Consider the following 14369-nt stretch of genomic DNA (forward strand, 5'->3'; position numbering starts at 1 on the left):
GAGGTGCGCATTCTACAGCGCCCCCGATCAGAGTCAACAGCCCTTTTGAAATTAACTGCAATAAAGTCAAAAAAGGGCGTTTCGAAGCCGAAAACCCGGGCGCCGGGCGCAATATGGATCAACGGACATACAGCGGTTAACCAAAACCCGGTTCCATCCGCGGCAAAGCCACCAGCAAAACCGCCCCGCGCCGCAAACACAGAACCAGGAAACCAGGACTGAAAGCCCCATAAAGCAAAAGGCGCCTGAATCAGGCGCCTTTTGCTTTATGGGGCTTTCTGCATGACTAACCAGAGGTATAGCTGAGCGGGATATAGGTTCCCCACAGAATGGCCGAGGCGGCCAACACACCCACCAGCACACAGAGTCCGACCGTAAGAATCGAGGACGAAAAGAAGAAAGCGCGGTCTTCCGGTATCTGCATGATCACAGGCACACCTGTGTACAGCAGATATACGGTATAGCTCAGCGCTATCATGCCAATGATGACATTGAACCAGAGCATGGGGTACAGCCCTGCGAGGCCGGAAAGGAACAAGGGAGTCGCAGTGAATGTCGTCAGAACGATACACTCGTCCATCGTTACATTACCGCCATAGGTTTTCTCCATCCAATGTACCGCATAGGCGATAACGCCAACAGCAACCCACATGGCAAAATAGAATGCGATCGCCACTGGCAATGCACTGGAAGCTTCAAGTTTGACATAGTGGCCGCCAGCAATGCTCCAGCCCACCTGTGTGGTACCGATGAACAGAGACACCGCGGGGATGGCCGCCAGAATACTTATCTGTGATAAAAAGACGTGCAGTGTTGTGTAGTGCTCCTTGCGTATCGAGCCCCATTCTTCTTTGGGGTGATACAACATACCCATCATGTGTTGCAGGAACATATGGCACTCTCCCTCTTCTTAGCCCGGAACATCCTTCCCTGACATCTGGGGCTATTCTCATGCAGGTGAACATCAAGCCAATCTTGAAGCACCCTTTTGCAAACCCACTGACAGTGTAGATCCTCCTTCAATACTTTGTGACAGTATTTTAAAGCGGGAATGCGACGTAATGATCCACCAGCAATAACGCAAACAGCATCATGATGTAACTGATGCTGTAGCGAAACATCTGCATGGGGATCTGACGATTTTCACCGGCGCGCATGACCCGCCACGCCCATTGCAAAAAGCGCAGGTTAAGCAGCGATATGCCCGCCAGATACAGCAGTCCACTCATGCCGGTGAGGAAAGGCAGCGCCGTGGTCGAAATCATCAGCAGCGTGTAGAGCATGATCTGCAGTCGGGTGAAGCTATCGCCGTGGGTCACCGGCAGCATCGGGATACCTGCCTTGATGTAATCCTCCTTGCGCGCAATGCACAACGCCCAGAAATGCGGCGGCGTCCAGGCAAAAATAATCAGTACCAGCAGCAATCCATTGGGTTCCATTACGCCGGATACGGCAGTCCAGCCCAGCAGCGGCGGCGCAGCACCCGCGACACCCCCGATGACGATATTCTGCGGTGTCGCCCGCTTCAGAAACATCGTATAGATAAACGCATAGCCTATCAGTGATAACAGTGTGAGCCAGGCCGTCAGTGGATTGACCCAGAGCGCTAGCACACCGATACCCAAAGTACCCATGCTGGCGGCGAACAGCAGTGCCTGCTGTGCGCTCATTTTCCCGCTTGGCAACGGACGCCCGCGGGTACGGGCCATGTTTTCATCTATATGCCGATCCATCACATGGTTAACGGCGGCAGCCGAGCCCGCCGCCATCGCGACCCCCAGCAGAGTCACAATTATTAGCCCAAGGGAGGGAAGTTCAGGTCGGGCCAGCCCCATGCCAACCAGTACCGTCAGCAGCATCACCGCCACTACACGGGGTTTGCACAGTTCCAGATAATCCCGCCAAGTCACATGAGCATGGGCAGTCTCAACAGCTTTGCGCACAGGCATAGACAGTCTCCTTGTCAACAACGAGATCCTGCTGGGATAGCCACACCAAGCTGAGTAGCAGAACTACAGCGCCACCGTGATGTGCCATTGCCAGCGGGATAGGAACAGCATAGATGATATTTGCGATACCCAGACCAATCTGGACGACAACGAGTAAAGCGACCGTCACCAGGGCGGGCCTGGGCCAACCGGCTCTGCCCAAACGCCAGATCATAAGCGCAATCAGAATCAGCACCGCCACAGCCCCCGCCCGGTGTGTCATCTGCACTGCCGCGCGAGCCTCTCGCGGCATATGCCCGCCCTGATAGTTGGGCCCCGTCTCGAGCGCAGGCGTAAAACCGGCCGCAAAATCCAGCGACAGAGCGCCACCCTGTTCGCACTGCAGCCAGTCGGTACAGGCCCAGCCGGCGTAATTGGCACTCGTCCAGCCACCCAGTGCAATCTGCCCAAAGAGCACAGCGGTCGCAAGCGTGATCCAGCCTTTACCTTGCCGCCTGCGCAGCGCTCCAGTCTGCGACACATCTTGCCGTTGCGCAGCCCGGTGCCAGCGCAAGATGCAAAAGCGCAACAGAACCAGCAGTGACAGAGTAGCGAGCCCCCCAAGCAGATGCAGTGTTACGACCAGAGGCAGCAGCTTCAGTGTCACCGTCCACATTCCGAAGGCCCCCTGTATACAGACCAGGACCAACAGCGCGATACCGAGCCCAGCGGGATAACCGGCATCGGCTCGACGCTTCCAGCCCAGCCAGGCCAGAAGCAGCACCAGCAGCCCAAGGCTACTGGCGGCGTAGCGGTGGACCATTTCCAGCCATCCCTTGCCCGCCACCAGCGGCTGATCCGGATACAGCATCTGAGCCTGGGCCAGCGCCTGTTCAGACCCTGGCAGCACTATATGACCGTAGCAACCGGGCCAGTCCGGACAGCCAAGACCAGCATCGTTAATGCGGGTCCAGCCTCCCAGCATCACCACCAGCAAGGCAAGCATCACGGCGAGATTAACCAGTAAAACGGATGCGGAGCGTTGCGGCATCATCAGCCTCCAGCGTCAGCCCAGTTTGGAGAGTTTGAGTAACTTGCGCAGGTCATCCAGCACGGCCTGCGGCTCCTGCGTCAGGTCGTATCGCAGCACCAGGTTTCCCAGCGGGTCGACCACCCATACGGCCGCACCCAGCTGTGAAATATCCTCGCTCACAAGGCCAACGCCGTCAGGGGTCGGCAGCACCTGATGCCACTCGACCCGATCCCGTTCTTTGCCCAGCGCCTTATGCAGATTGGGCATCTTGTCTACCCAGTCCCTACAGTCTGTGCAGCCTGGCGGTTGAGTGAGCATTAACTGCCAGTGCTCGCTCATCTGCCATGGCTCCCCAGATGCCGTTGCCAGCGACCAGTCATTTACCGAACGTCCGTCGGCGATAAGCTCTCCGTGATGGGTACGCCCGACTGGAATACCGACACCGGTAAAATACATGAACATGGCCAGCAGCATAGGCCCTGCTGCCACAACAAAAACCCACCAGAACGTGCCTTTACGCATCAATCATTCACTCCCTTGCTTAACCTATTGCGCCACTGCCAAAGCAGCAAAATGAACAGGGCAATAGCCATCGCGAACCACTGCACCGCATAGCCCAAATGCCGTTCAGGTTTTAATGAAGCCAGTGGCCAGTCTGTCGTCAGACGCTTATCCACAGGCTCCACCACCTCCAGAACCCAGGGCAGCACCGGTCGCTGCATAACAGACTCTAATCGATCAACATCCAGTGTCTGAACCCTGAGCGGCCAGCCTTGAGACCAGGCATCTTGCGCCAGCACAAAAGCAGGCTCTATACGGTGCATGCGCCCGGAAAAGGACTCTGGCAATTCGGGCAAGGCTATGACCGGGAGTCGGGATCGATCGGGAGAGGCCTGTAGCCAGCCAAGATTGACCGGCAGGAGAGCTGAACCTTGCGGCGTTTGCAGCAAGCCAATCAGTTCGTAGCCCACCTGTCCGCCACGGGTGCGGTTATCCAGCAGCAGCCACTGCCCTGGCAGCAATTCGCCCTCCAGCCGTGCCTGCATCAGGCTTCTATCGCCCAGGTCATGCAGCTGCGACAGATTTGTGACTAGAACGCTGTCATCATTCCAGGCATGGAGCAGCTGCTCCTTTTCTGCTGCACGATCCAACTGCCAGCTGCCCAGATACAGCAGCAGTGGCAGGAGCAATACTGCACTGAGTATCAAAAGCCACTTGAAACCTGATCGTCTGTCGCCTTTACTCATGGCTTACTCTTTGCGGATAACCTGAATGCTACTCAAGCCTCTGATCGCCGTCCTGTTTATCGCAATCCTTGTCAGCCTCTTCTGCGGCCTCTACTTCCTGCTAACGGACCGGGGGCGCTCCAACCGAACCGTCAACTCGCTATTCCTGCGGGTAGGTTTCAGCGTGCTGCTGCTACTGGTACTGATCTACGGTTTTTATACCGGAGAGCTCGGCAGTCATACCCCCTGGCTTAATCGCTGAGGGCCCGACTGCTGATAAATCAGAGAATGTAGACGAACAGAAAGAGACCAACCCAGACCACGTCCACGAAGTGCCAGTACCAGGTGACAGCTTCAAACCCGAAGTGGTTGTCCGCATCAAAGTGCCCTCGCAACACCCGTAGCCAGATGATGATCAGCATCAGGCTGCCCAGGGTGACGTGAAGACCATGAAAGCCTGTAAGAATAAAGAAGGTTGCGCCATAGACGCCGGCGTGCAGCGTCAGGCCAAGTTCGTGGTAGGCCTCTAAATATTCATAGGCCTGGAACACCAGAAAACCTGATCCGAGCAGTACAGTGATCGCCAGCCAGAGCACAATACGGCTGCGCTCGCCAACCTTCAGCGCCTTGTGCGCCAGGGTCACGGTGAAACTTGAAGACACCAGCAATATTGTATTGATCAGTGGCAGATGCCAGGGATCTATCACCTGCTGCGGCCCGGGAAAGGTTTGCATATCCGGCGTCGACATTAAGGGCCATTGAGCCTGAAAGCCCTCCCACAGCATGTGAGAGACTCCCTTTTCGCCTTCGCCCCCCAGCCAGGGCACCGCCAAATTGCGGATATAGAACAGGGTGCCGAAAAAAGCCGCGAAGAACATCACCTCCGAAAAGATAAACCAGCTCATGCCCCAGCGATACGACCGATCCATTTGCTCGTTATAAAGCCCGGACATGCTTTCGTTGATCACGTTGCGAAACCAGGCAAACAGGATCGACAGTAACAACAGTGCGCCCACCGCCAGCAGCCAGCCCCAGGCACCCACGGGAACATCGGCACTGAGGGCGTTGATCAGATTTCCGGCACCGACGGCCATCAGGAACAATGAGATGGAGGCCAGTATCGGCCAGCGGCTTTGATTCGGTACGTAATACGCAGCAGAACTCATAGCGGCGACCTCTGTATGTCAGCGGTTTTTATCTGCGCAACTGGCAGAACAGGTGTGATATCGAACAGGGTGTATGAAAGCGTGATGGTATGAATATCGGGAGGCAGCTTTTTGTCGATCACAAACAGCAACGGCATTTCCATGCGCTCATCCGCCTCAAGCGCCTGCTGATCAAAGCAGAAGCAACTCACCTTATGCAGATACTGGGCGGCTTCCGATGGCGTAACCGATGGAATCGCCTGGGCCACCATACGCCGCGCGGTCGGATTACGGGCAAAGAAAGCCATCTGTCGCATTTCCCCCGGGTTCACCGACACCGTATTCAGCAGTGGCCGAAACTCCCATGGCATCGCCTCATTATTTACACCGATGAACTGCACCCGTATATCTCGGCTGCTATCCGCCTCTTCCACCGCAACCGGGCCTGTATTGGTAATCTTGCCGTTGAGCCCGGTAATACGACAGAAAACGTCGTAGAGCGGCACCAGTGCAAAGCCAAAGCCAAACATTAAGAGCCCGCCAAGCACCAGCTGCAGTATCAGCCGCCTGTTCTTGCGCTGCAGTGCATCCATCGGCCAACCTCCCGCCGTTACTTAATCACCGGCGGCTGTGAAAAGGTGTGATAAGGCACCGGTGATGGCAGCGTCCATTCAAGTCCATGGGATCCCTCCCACACCTGATCAGTCGCCCGCTCGCCACCCCGGATACAGCTGATGATGTTGTAAACAAACAACAACTGAGACAGGCCAAAGATAAAGGCTCCAGTGCTGGCCACCGCGTTAAAGTCGGCAAACTGCAGCGCGTAATCCGGAATGCGCCGGGGCATGCCCGCCAGGCCAAGAAAATGCATCGGGAAAAAGGTGATATTCACGCCAACGAAGCTGAGCCAGAAATGTGCCTTGCCGAGGCTTTCGTTGTACATGTGCCCTGTCCATTTGGGCAGCCAGTAATAAGCCCCTGCCATGATGGAGAAAATGGCCCCAGGCACCAGTACATAATGGAAATGCGCGACCACAAAATAGGTATCGTGATACTGGAAATCTGCCGGTGCGATCGCCAGCATAAGGCCTGAGAAGCCGCCGATGGTAAACAGCACCACAAAGGACAGCGCGAACAGCATGGGCGTTTCAAAGGTCATGGAACCGTGGTACATGGTCGCCACCCAGTTGAATACTTTTACGCCGGTGGGTACCGCAATCAGCATGGTGGCAAACATGAAGAACAGCTCACCGGCCAGCGGCATGCCAACGGCAAACATGTGATGCGCCCAGACCAGGAATGACAGCAACGCAATCGACGAGGTGGCGTACACCATGGAGGCATAGCCGAAAAGCCGTTTGCGGGCAAAGGTCGGTATGATCTCGCTGACAATGCCGAAGGCCGGCAAAATCATGATATAGACCTCGGGATGGCCAAAAAACCAGAATACATGCTGGAACAGTACCGGATCTCCCCCGCCGGCGGCATTGAAGAAACTGGTGCCAAAATGAATGTCCATCAGCATCATGGTGACAACACCGGCCAGTACAGGCATCACGGCTATTAACAGGAAGGCGGTGATCAGCCAGGTCCAGACAAACAGCGGCAGTTTCATCATGGTCATGCCGGGGGCACGCAGATTCAGGATGGTCGCGATGATGTTAATCGCCCCCATAATTGAACTGACCCCCATCATGTGAACCGCGAAGATAAAGAAGGTCACGCTCGGCGGGGCATAGGTAGTAGAGAGTGGCGCGTAGAATGTCCAGCCAAAATTCGGCCCGCCACCTTCCATAAAGAGGGTCGACAGCATCAGCGAGAAGGCAAAAGGAAGTATCCAGAAGCTCCAGTTATTCATACGCGGCAAGGCCATGTCCGGAGCACCAACCATCATGGGCACCATCCAGTTGGCCAGGCCAACAAAGGCCGGCATGACCGCACCGAAGACCATAATAAGGCCATGCATGGTGGTCATCTGATTAAAGAATTCCGGCCGCACCAATTGCAGGCCCGGCTGAAACAGCTCAGCGCGTATCATCAGCGCCATGCACCCCCCCGTCAGGAACATCAACAGGCTAAACCACAGATATAGCGTTCCTATGTCCTTGTGATTGGTGGTAAAAAACCAGCGTCCCAACCCCTTGGCAGGGCCATGTCCGTGATCGGTAGTTCCCACAGTCTGACTGAGCGTAGTGTCCATGATCCCCTCCTACTGCTGCAGTTCGGTAATTCGCTGCGGACTGACACTGTCACCAGTATCATTGCCCCAGGCATTACGCTCATAGGTGATAACCGCTGCCAGATCGACAGCATTCAGCTGGGCCCCGAAGGCCTGCATTGCGGTGCCCGCCTTGCCGTGCAAAACGATATTGATATGGGCGTCGATATCGCCAAGTGCGACCGGGCTGCCCGCCAGTGCCGGGAAGGCCCCGGGGATACCCTGTCCGGTCGCCTGGTGACAGGCGGCACAAGTGGTGTTGTAGACCTGTTCGCCGTGTTCAATCAGCTGTTCGAGACTCCATTCCTCGGTGGCCGATGCTGCCTGCGCCACCGTAGCTTCCCGAGTATCGGCCAGCCACTGCTCGAATTCCGCCTGGGGTTTGACTTCAACCACTATGGGCATGAAACCATGCCCGCGGCCGCACAGTTCCGTGCACTGGCCCCGATAGATGCCGGATTCCTCGGGAATCGCCCAGGACTCGTTGATAAAGCCAGGAATGGCGTCTTTTTTAACGGCCAGATCCGGTACCCACCAGGAATGGATCACATCGTTGGCAGTAAACAAAAAGCGTATTTTCTTGCCCACCGGCAAGACCAGCGGATGATCCACTTCCAGCAGGTAGTTTTCGCCCTTTGGAGCCTCGTTGTCTATTTGCTCGTTTGGTGTGGTCAGCGAGGAGAAGAAGTCGATGTCCTGTCCCAGGTACTGATAACGCCACTTCCACTGATATCCGGTTACCTGAATATCAATATCTGCATCGGTGTTGTCGTACATTTTTATCAGGGTCGCAGTGGCAGGTATTGCCATGGCAATCAGGATGACGAAGGGAATCAGCGTCCAGAGTATTTCAACCGCTGTGTTCTCATGAAAATTGCGTGCCTCGGCACCACGGGACTTACGATGATGAATGATGGACCAGAACATCACGCCGAATACCACCACTCCAATGGCGACGCAAATCCAAAAAATAGTCATGTGCAGATCGTAAACTTCACGCGAGATAGCAGTTGCCCCCGGCGTGATATTGACATCCCAGGCGGCCGCAGCCGGCAGGGAAACAAGCGATCCTATCCATGGCAGGAGCCAGACTCTTTTTATCATTTCAGGGCCTCTCACAAGCTCCGCAGAACCGCCCAAGTGTTGCAGTGATGCGGAATTTTCCCTACCAGATCACTTGGTTAAGAGTGAGTATAGCAGCCAGCCCGGGAATGCAAGGTTGGATCAACCCCCTGCCAGCATAAGGGCCAAACGCACCAGCAAAATAACGCTGGCTACAAATAATGCCACCATCAGCACGCCCGTCAGCAGATAGCGCAGTGGCGAGCCAGACGAAAAATCTTCTTGTCGGTTACGTTCCGACTGGACGCCAAACATCGCGGCCAGCGCACTGAATGCAGCCTTGAGCAGCCCGTTTTTTTTAGGATTCGACATTTGGCGCCTCCCTTTTACATCAGTAATGGATGCTAAAGGTATAGCCGAAGCCCGCCGACTTGTGAGCCGCCGCAGGCTTGCCATGACTGTGTATAACCTGAATCAGACCACGGCATGCCTTTAAAGGAGAGCGAAAACGGGAGGAAATGAAAAGAGGAAAAACAGGCGGCTATCAAGGATTGAGCCGCCAGGAACAGGCCGCGGAGATTACCTCAGCGGCTTTTTCGCTTTAAGGAATTGCGTCGCATCCAGATACGATAGCCCAGCAATGCGGCCAGGATTACGCCATAAAGCAACTGATCTCCAAAAGAACTACGAATCTGCCAGATAAAATGCACCATGGCCAGCAAGGCGATCACATACACCAGGCGGTGCAGTTTGACCCAGCGCGCACCCAGGCGACGCTGCATGCCACGGGTTGAAGTAATACCCAGCGGGATCAGCAGCAAAAAGGCCAGCGAGCCCACCACTATATAGGGCCGTTCACTCAGTTCACGCAGCAGCAGATCCGGGCGCCAACCCAGAATAAAGGTGGCGAAGGCAAGCAGGTGCACCATGGCATAGAAGAGCGTGTAAAGGCCCAGCATGCGACGGTAGCGCTGCAGCCAGCCCCAGTGAAAGATCCGTCGCAGCGGCGTCACCGCCAGAGTTATCCACAGCAGGCGCAGCGTCCAGAGCCCGGTGAACTTGACGATCGCCTGGGCTGGATCAGCCCCCAGATTCATACTCCATGCCTGCTCGAACAGCCATGCCAGCGGCAGCAACGGCAGCAGAAACACCAGCCACCAGAGTACATAGGGTTTCAGGGCAGTAGCCCTGATGCCTGTCAGAACCATTGCTGTAGATCCATGCCGCTGTACAGACCGGCAACTTCGTCGGCATAGCCGTTAAAAGGCTGAGTGTCGATGATATTGGGAGAAAACAGTGATGAGGGCAGGCGCCGCTCAGTTGCCTGACTCCAGCGCGGGTGGTCAACAGCCGGATTCACATTGGCGTAGAAGCCATATTCACCCGAGGCAGTGCGATTCCAGGATGTACCCGGCATGTCTTCCACCAGGCGAATCTTGACGATCGACTTGATGCTCTTGAAGCCGTATTTCCATGGCACCACCAGCCGAAAGGGTGCGCCGTTTTGCGGCGGCAGAGCATTGCCGTACAGCCCCACCGCCAGCAGCGTGAGCGGATGCATGGCTTCATCCATGCGCAGGCCTTCTACATAAGGCCAGGCCAGAGTCGAGAAGAACGACCGCTGCCCGGGCATCTGTTCAGGATCCTGCAATGTAGTGAATTCGACATATTTGGCTTTGGACGTGGGCTCAAAACGCTTGAGCAGATCGCCCAGCGGAAAGCCCATCCAGGGAATGACCATGGACCATGCTTCAACGCAACGCAGTCGATAAATACGCTCTTCCAGCGCGTGGGGCCTGAGCAGATCTTCGAGGTTGTAAACACCCGGTTTGTTGACCTCACCGGCAATCTCGACCTTCCAGGGATCGGTTTTGAATCCCTGCGCCTTGCGCGACGGATCCTGCTTGCCGAGCCCGAATTCATAGAAATTGTTGTGGGTAATGATATTGCCGTACGGCGCGGGTTTTTCGTCGCTGGAAAAAGCCTCATTGCGGACACTGTCACGCAGTGCGCCCTGCAGCCAGTCGGGCCCGGGATACTGCGGCTGATCCTTGTCCAGGCTGTAGGCCGGTATCGCCGAGGCCCCCTCGGTTAATGCCAGCGCCGTGGTCCCGGCCAGGCCCTGCAGAAAACGACGCCGATTCACGTATACAGATTCTGGCGTGATTTCGGACGATTTGATCGGGGATCTTCTTTTAATCAGCATGTTCCGTTTCCTGCGTGAAATTCAGCAAATGGCCGGGCCCGGCGGGCACTGCGCTAAGTTAGCCCTGAGCCTAGAACCCCTGGCTGAACCTTCCCTGAAATTGCGTTAAATAGAACGGCGCACTAACAGCTCAGTTCAATGACATGGGTAATACTTTGCTGGTTTTGATCATATTACCAGGCGGGGCAGCAGAGTAATTGTGGGAGCCCGGTCTCCGGGCGAATCTGGCGTTGTGTTTATTGGCTGCGGTGAAGTCGGGCGCGACGAGGCGGTTGGATAGTGCATATTGCGCCATGCTGGCGCGATACTTTCTTTGCTCGTGCAAAGAAAGTATCCAAAGAAAGCACGCCCCGAAGAAGCCTATTCGCTGTGCTCTGAGATCATTCGGCGGGCTGCGCTGACGGCACATCCATGTACCTCATCGCAGGCGCATCAGTCCCTGTTGCGCCCCTTCGGGCCAATTCACCGCATGACCTCAGTGCTCGCCGGCTTCATAAGGGGGAACAAGAGCCGCTCTGATGTTTCGGTGGCAGTGGGCAACTAGCATTGCGTAAATCGGCAATCCTGCCGATTTATCGCTTTAAAAGCACAGAGATCCGCCAATCATCACGCCGCCAGAAAGCGAAACAGCCTCCTCAGAGTGCCTTGCGCTTGCGCCACAGCCACAGCAGCGGGCCGGACAGCATGTACAGCAGGAACAGCAGCCACAGGAAGGTCGCAGGACTGATGGAGATAACCCCTATCACCAGTACAATACCGGCCAGAATCATAAAGGGTACTTTGCCTTTGAAATCCACTTCCTTGAAGCTGTAATACAGCACGTTGCTGACCATCAGCAAACCGCAGCAGGCCACAAAAGCCGCAACTACATAGGCCAGTGGCCCTGGCTCCACCTCGAATTCCGAGCAGGCCCAGACGAGACCGGCCACCGCCGCCGCCGCCGCAGGGCTGGGCAAGCCGATAAAGTATTTTTTGTCGACCGAGCCGATCTGGGTATTGAAGCGCGCCAGCCGCAGGGCCGCGCAGGCCACGTAGATGAATGCGGCAAACCAGCCGATCTTGCCTACGGTGTCCAGTGCCCAGGTGAAGGCCACCAGCGCCGGCGCCACGCCAAAGGACACCATATCCGACAGCGAATCGTATTCGGCGCCGAACTGACTGCTGGTATTGGTCATGCGGGCCACGCGACCGTCGAGTCCATCAAGTACCATGGCAACAAAAATGGCGATGGCCGCATTGACGAAATCACCATTCATGCCAGCGATTACTGCGTAAAAACCCGAAAAAAGGGCCCCCGTTGTGAACAAGTTTGGCAGCAGGTAGATGCCCCGACTACGGGGAGGCTGTTCGTCGTCACAGGGTGGAGCATGTTCGTCCGTCATCATCTCTCTTCAGTGGTCGATTCAGTTGGGCTCATTCTACAGGTGCCGCCTCCCTGCTGTCACCGCCCCGTTAGGAGGCTGTCCGACAACACTCGACCTACTGCGAACCACCTGAGCTTGGCTGATTTTGGTGCTTTTTTGCGTTAAATAGAACCACTATTCGCCTTAAAACACCGCCAAAACCGGCTCAAATCAGCCGGCTCTCGCTTCGGCCAGCATTCTCGGACGGCCTCCTGCGGGTTCAAGCGCCGCCAGGACAACTACGGCAGCAAGATCCGGTCGACAAATTTTCGCATCAGGCCGTTGGACTCCGGAGTCGCCTGCGCCGTTGCCAGCACCTGCTCCAGGTGAGCTGCGTCCTCGGTATAATGATCCCGGTAATGGGTGAGCCGCTCCACCAGCGTGGCTCTGTCCACCTCCGGGTGAAACTGGAAGGCCCAGAAAGGCTTGCCGCTGACCCGCAGCCCATGCACGCACTGTTCAGTAAAGGCCAGGCGCTCACAACCGGGCGGTACCTGGGCCGCGTATTGCCGGTGTACCGATACGGCGGCGAAACCGTCGGGGCTGTCGTGCAGCAACGGATCCTCCCGCGCCGCCTCGGCCAGACGGATGGCCAGGGTGCCCATTTCAAAACCCTGTTCCCTGTGCTCAATCCGGCCACCGAGCGCCAGCACCGCAAGCTGAAAACCAAAACAGGATGCAAAGGTTGGCAGCGAAGTGGTAACCACATGGCGTAACAGCGTTTCACAGTGATGCACAAAGGGATAGCGCGCAGGCTCCAGCACATTGGCCTCGCTTGCCCCCCCCACCAGCAGGGCGTCGTAGCCATCGGCGACATCAGGGGAAAAGGTCGGCGTATGGAAAACATTGAGAATATCGATCTGTTCAGGCGCAAGGCCACTGTAACTGGCGAAACTGCGGTGCTCTTCATCGCACACCTTGGCGTCGGTGCGGATTTGCATGAGTAACAGCCGCAGGTCGGATCTTCTTTTCATGAGTGCATCCATGGCCGATTGCATGGCCGCTTACATGGGAATGTCCTGGCACGGGCGGCGCCGTCTGCAGGAACCAGTGATGAAATCACCAGACGTTTGCATAACCCGCTGCGCAAGCGGTTACAGAAAGAGCCCCAGGTCGCAGCTGGACGAGCGTCCGATGCAGTGCCCATGCTGCACCAGCCAACGATCAGCCTGAGCCCGCCCGCGATCGCGCAGCGCTTCCAGAAAGTGTAGTCGGGTATCGTACTTGCTGGCCCGATCCAGACTTGCCAGCAGTTCATCGGATTCAATCAGATGCAACCGCAGGCGGCGCACCCTGCGCTCGAAGACACCCAGGGAAAAGGGAGTCTTGCGAATCTCGAACTGCATATAGCTGATGGCCCGCATCTCACGCAGATAGGTACTTTGAAAGCCGAATTCGGCCACGCGCTCGCGAATCGCGGAGGCACTGACGGGCGTACCGACACGCATCAGCGGCTGCAGCAGGATGACCAGAACATCATCGCTGACACAGTCGAAAACCAAGGGATAAATTGCCGGATTGCCACTGAAACCGCCATCCCAGTAATTGCGTCCGTCAACTTCGATGGCCTTGTGTAGCGTCGGCAGGCAGGCTGAAGCCAACAGATGATCCGTACTGATTTCAGTCTCTCGAAACAACCGCAGCTTGCCGGTTTGCACATCGGTCGCGGCAATAAAGAGCCGAATGGGCGATTCTGCCCGCAGGCGCTCGAAGTCTACAATCCGCTCAACCAGGGAGCGCAGCGGGTTTATGTCCAGCGGGTTGAGGTCATAGGGTGACAGGTAATAACTCAACATCTGCATCCAGTCAGCCATCGACTCGCCCATACCCGCGGCAGGCAAGCCTTTCGGCAATTCCGGTAGCGCATGCAGGGAGACCTCGTGCCAGAATCGCGTCAGCATCTCGCGGGCACCGGCATGACCGCCCTGCTGCAGACCGCTGGCCAGCATCACCGCATTCATGGCTCCGGCGCTGGCGCCGCTGACACCATCAAATTGCAGCCTCGGCTCCTCCAGCAGTCGATCCAGCACACCCCAGGTAAAAGCCCCGTGGGCACCGCCGCCCTGCAACGCAAGATTAAGCTTTCGCGCTCCCATAACCGCCTCCGGTTAAAATTTGTGCACTGCACAAACTTGACAGCTAGACGCG

Annotated in this window: 16 protein-coding genes; 1 reads left to right on the plus strand and 15 read right to left on the minus strand. The window is 56.4% G+C overall.

The window, feature by feature from the left end:
• Positions 1-286: 286 nt before the first annotated feature.
• From MRS74_RS12900 to MRS74_RS12920, 5 genes are all read right to left on the minus strand, one after another.
• Positions 287-892 (minus strand): Yip1 family protein, encoded by a 606-nt coding sequence (locus tag MRS74_RS12900; RefSeq protein WP_254580705.1) that lies wholly within the window; start codon positions 890-892, stop codon positions 287-289.
• A gap of 148 nt (positions 893-1040) precedes the next feature.
• On the minus strand, positions 1041-1949 hold the full coding sequence (gene cyoE, locus MRS74_RS12905; protein WP_254580706.1) for a heme o synthase: 909 nt from the start codon (positions 1947-1949) through the stop codon (positions 1041-1043).
• The gene (locus MRS74_RS12910; protein ID WP_254580707.1) at positions 1927-2979 is read right to left on the minus strand and encodes a COX15/CtaA family protein; all 1053 of its coding nucleotides are present in this window, start codon (positions 2977-2979) and stop codon (positions 1927-1929) included. Before MRS74_RS12910 ends, cyoE begins: the two co-directional genes overlap by 23 nt.
• Positions 2980-2994: 15 nt before the next feature.
• Entirely contained in the window at positions 2995-3483 is a 489-nt protein-coding gene (locus MRS74_RS12915) for a redox-active disulfide-containing membrane protein (RefSeq protein WP_254580708.1), read from the minus strand.
• Entirely contained in the window at positions 3483-4208 is a 726-nt protein-coding gene (locus MRS74_RS12920) for an SURF1 family protein (RefSeq protein WP_254580709.1), read from the minus strand. Before MRS74_RS12920 ends, MRS74_RS12915 begins: the two co-directional genes overlap by 1 nt.
• Before the next feature lie 25 nt (positions 4209-4233).
• Between MRS74_RS12920 and MRS74_RS12925 the strand changes: the two genes are divergently transcribed.
• Entirely contained in the window at positions 4234-4449 is a 216-nt protein-coding gene (locus MRS74_RS12925) for a twin transmembrane helix small protein (RefSeq protein ID WP_254580710.1), read from the plus strand.
• Between the two features lie 19 nt (positions 4450-4468).
• Here MRS74_RS12925 and MRS74_RS12930 read toward each other — a convergent pair whose 3' ends face one another.
• The 10 genes from MRS74_RS12930 to MRS74_RS12975 all read right to left on the minus strand — a co-directional run bounded on the left by MRS74_RS12930 (position 4469) and on the right by MRS74_RS12975 (position 14317).
• A complete protein-coding gene (locus MRS74_RS12930) occupies positions 4469-5353 on the minus strand; it encodes a cytochrome c oxidase subunit 3 (protein ID WP_254580711.1) in 885 nt (294 codons plus the stop codon).
• Positions 5350-5925, minus strand: a complete 576-nt coding sequence (locus MRS74_RS12935; RefSeq protein ID WP_254580712.1) for a cytochrome c oxidase assembly protein — start codon at positions 5923-5925, stop codon at positions 5350-5352. The genes MRS74_RS12930 and MRS74_RS12935 overlap by 4 nt, the downstream gene beginning before the upstream one ends.
• 17 nt (positions 5926-5942) lie before the next feature.
• Positions 5943-7532 carry a cytochrome c oxidase subunit I gene (ctaD, locus tag MRS74_RS12940; protein ID WP_254580713.1) on the minus strand — a complete coding sequence of 530 codons (1590 nt, stop codon included), beginning with the start codon at positions 7530-7532 and terminating at the stop codon, positions 5943-5945.
• A 9-nt stretch (positions 7533-7541) separates the two neighbouring features.
• Positions 7542-8654, minus strand: a complete 1113-nt coding sequence (gene coxB, locus MRS74_RS12945) for a cytochrome c oxidase subunit II (RefSeq protein WP_254580714.1) — start codon at positions 8652-8654, stop codon at positions 7542-7544.
• A 120-nt stretch (positions 8655-8774) separates the two neighbouring features.
• A complete protein-coding gene (locus MRS74_RS12950) occupies positions 8775-8984 on the minus strand; it encodes a DUF2970 domain-containing protein (RefSeq protein ID WP_254580715.1) in 210 nt (69 codons plus the stop codon).
• A gap of 212 nt (positions 8985-9196) precedes the next feature.
• Positions 9197-9820 carry a protein-methionine-sulfoxide reductase heme-binding subunit MsrQ gene (gene msrQ / locus MRS74_RS12955; RefSeq protein ID WP_254580716.1) on the minus strand — a complete coding sequence of 208 codons (624 nt, stop codon included), beginning with the start codon at positions 9818-9820 and terminating at the stop codon, positions 9197-9199.
• On the minus strand, positions 9811-10818 hold the full coding sequence (msrP, locus tag MRS74_RS12960) for a protein-methionine-sulfoxide reductase catalytic subunit MsrP (protein ID WP_254580717.1): 1008 nt from the start codon (positions 10816-10818) through the stop codon (positions 9811-9813). The genes msrQ and msrP overlap by 10 nt, the downstream gene beginning before the upstream one ends.
• Before the next feature lie 635 nt (positions 10819-11453).
• Positions 11454-12200: a CDP-diacylglycerol--serine O-phosphatidyltransferase gene (gene pssA / locus MRS74_RS12965; protein ID WP_368671267.1), complete on the minus strand. Its 747-nt coding sequence runs from the start codon at positions 12198-12200 to the stop codon at positions 11454-11456.
• Positions 12201-12460: 260 nt separating this feature from the next.
• Positions 12461-13195, minus strand: a complete 735-nt coding sequence (locus MRS74_RS12970) for a glutamine amidotransferase-related protein (RefSeq protein WP_254580719.1) — start codon at positions 13193-13195, stop codon at positions 12461-12463.
• Between the two features lie 120 nt (positions 13196-13315).
• A complete protein-coding gene (locus MRS74_RS12975; protein WP_254580720.1) occupies positions 13316-14317 on the minus strand; it encodes a patatin-like phospholipase family protein in 1002 nt (333 codons plus the stop codon).
• Positions 14318-14369 lie beyond the last annotated feature (52 nt).

The organism is Marinobacterium sedimentorum, assembly GCF_024267675.1.
Classification (GTDB): domain Bacteria; phylum Pseudomonadota; class Gammaproteobacteria; order Pseudomonadales; family Balneatricaceae; genus Marinobacterium_A; species Marinobacterium_A sedimentorum.

Coding starts and splice junctions, on each gene's coding strand:
- MRS74_RS12900 (WP_254580705.1), bottom strand. CDS start 892: ATGTTCCTGCAACACATGATGGGTATGTTGTATCACCCCAAAGAAGAA.
- cyoE (WP_254580706.1), bottom strand. CDS start 1,949: ATGCCTGTGCGCAAAGCTGTTGAGACTGCCCATGCTCATGTGACTTGG.
- MRS74_RS12910 (WP_254580707.1), bottom strand. CDS start 2,979: ATGCCGCAACGCTCCGCATCCGTTTTACTGGTTAATCTCGCCGTGATG.
- MRS74_RS12915 (WP_254580708.1), bottom strand. CDS start 3,483: ATGCGTAAAGGCACGTTCTGGTGGGTTTTTGTTGTGGCAGCAGGGCCT.
- MRS74_RS12920 (WP_254580709.1), bottom strand. CDS start 4,208: ATGAGTAAAGGCGACAGACGATCAGGTTTCAAGTGGCTTTTGATACTC.
- MRS74_RS12925 (WP_254580710.1), top strand. CDS start 4,234: ATGCTACTCAAGCCTCTGATCGCCGTCCTGTTTATCGCAATCCTTGTC.
- MRS74_RS12930 (WP_254580711.1), bottom strand. CDS start 5,353: ATGAGTTCTGCTGCGTATTACGTACCGAATCAAAGCCGCTGGCCGATA.
- MRS74_RS12935 (WP_254580712.1), bottom strand. CDS start 5,925: ATGGATGCACTGCAGCGCAAGAACAGGCGGCTGATACTGCAGCTGGTG.
- ctaD (WP_254580713.1), bottom strand. CDS start 7,532: ATGGACACTACGCTCAGTCAGACTGTGGGAACTACCGATCACGGACAT.
- coxB (WP_254580714.1), bottom strand. CDS start 8,654: ATGATAAAAAGAGTCTGGCTCCTGCCATGGATAGGATCGCTTGTTTCC.
- MRS74_RS12950 (WP_254580715.1), bottom strand. CDS start 8,984: ATGTCGAATCCTAAAAAAAACGGGCTGCTCAAGGCTGCATTCAGTGCG.
- msrQ (WP_254580716.1), bottom strand. CDS start 9,820: ATGGTTCTGACAGGCATCAGGGCTACTGCCCTGAAACCCTATGTACTC.
- msrP (WP_254580717.1), bottom strand. CDS start 10,818: ATGCTGATTAAAAGAAGATCCCCGATCAAATCGTCCGAAATCACGCCA.
- pssA (WP_368671267.1), bottom strand. CDS start 12,200: ATGACGGACGAACATGCTCCACCCTGTGACGACGAACAGCCTCCCCGT.
- MRS74_RS12970 (WP_254580719.1), bottom strand. CDS start 13,195: ATGAAAAGAAGATCCGACCTGCGGCTGTTACTCATGCAAATCCGCACC.
- MRS74_RS12975 (WP_254580720.1), bottom strand. CDS start 14,317: ATGGGAGCGCGAAAGCTTAATCTTGCGTTGCAGGGCGGCGGTGCCCAC.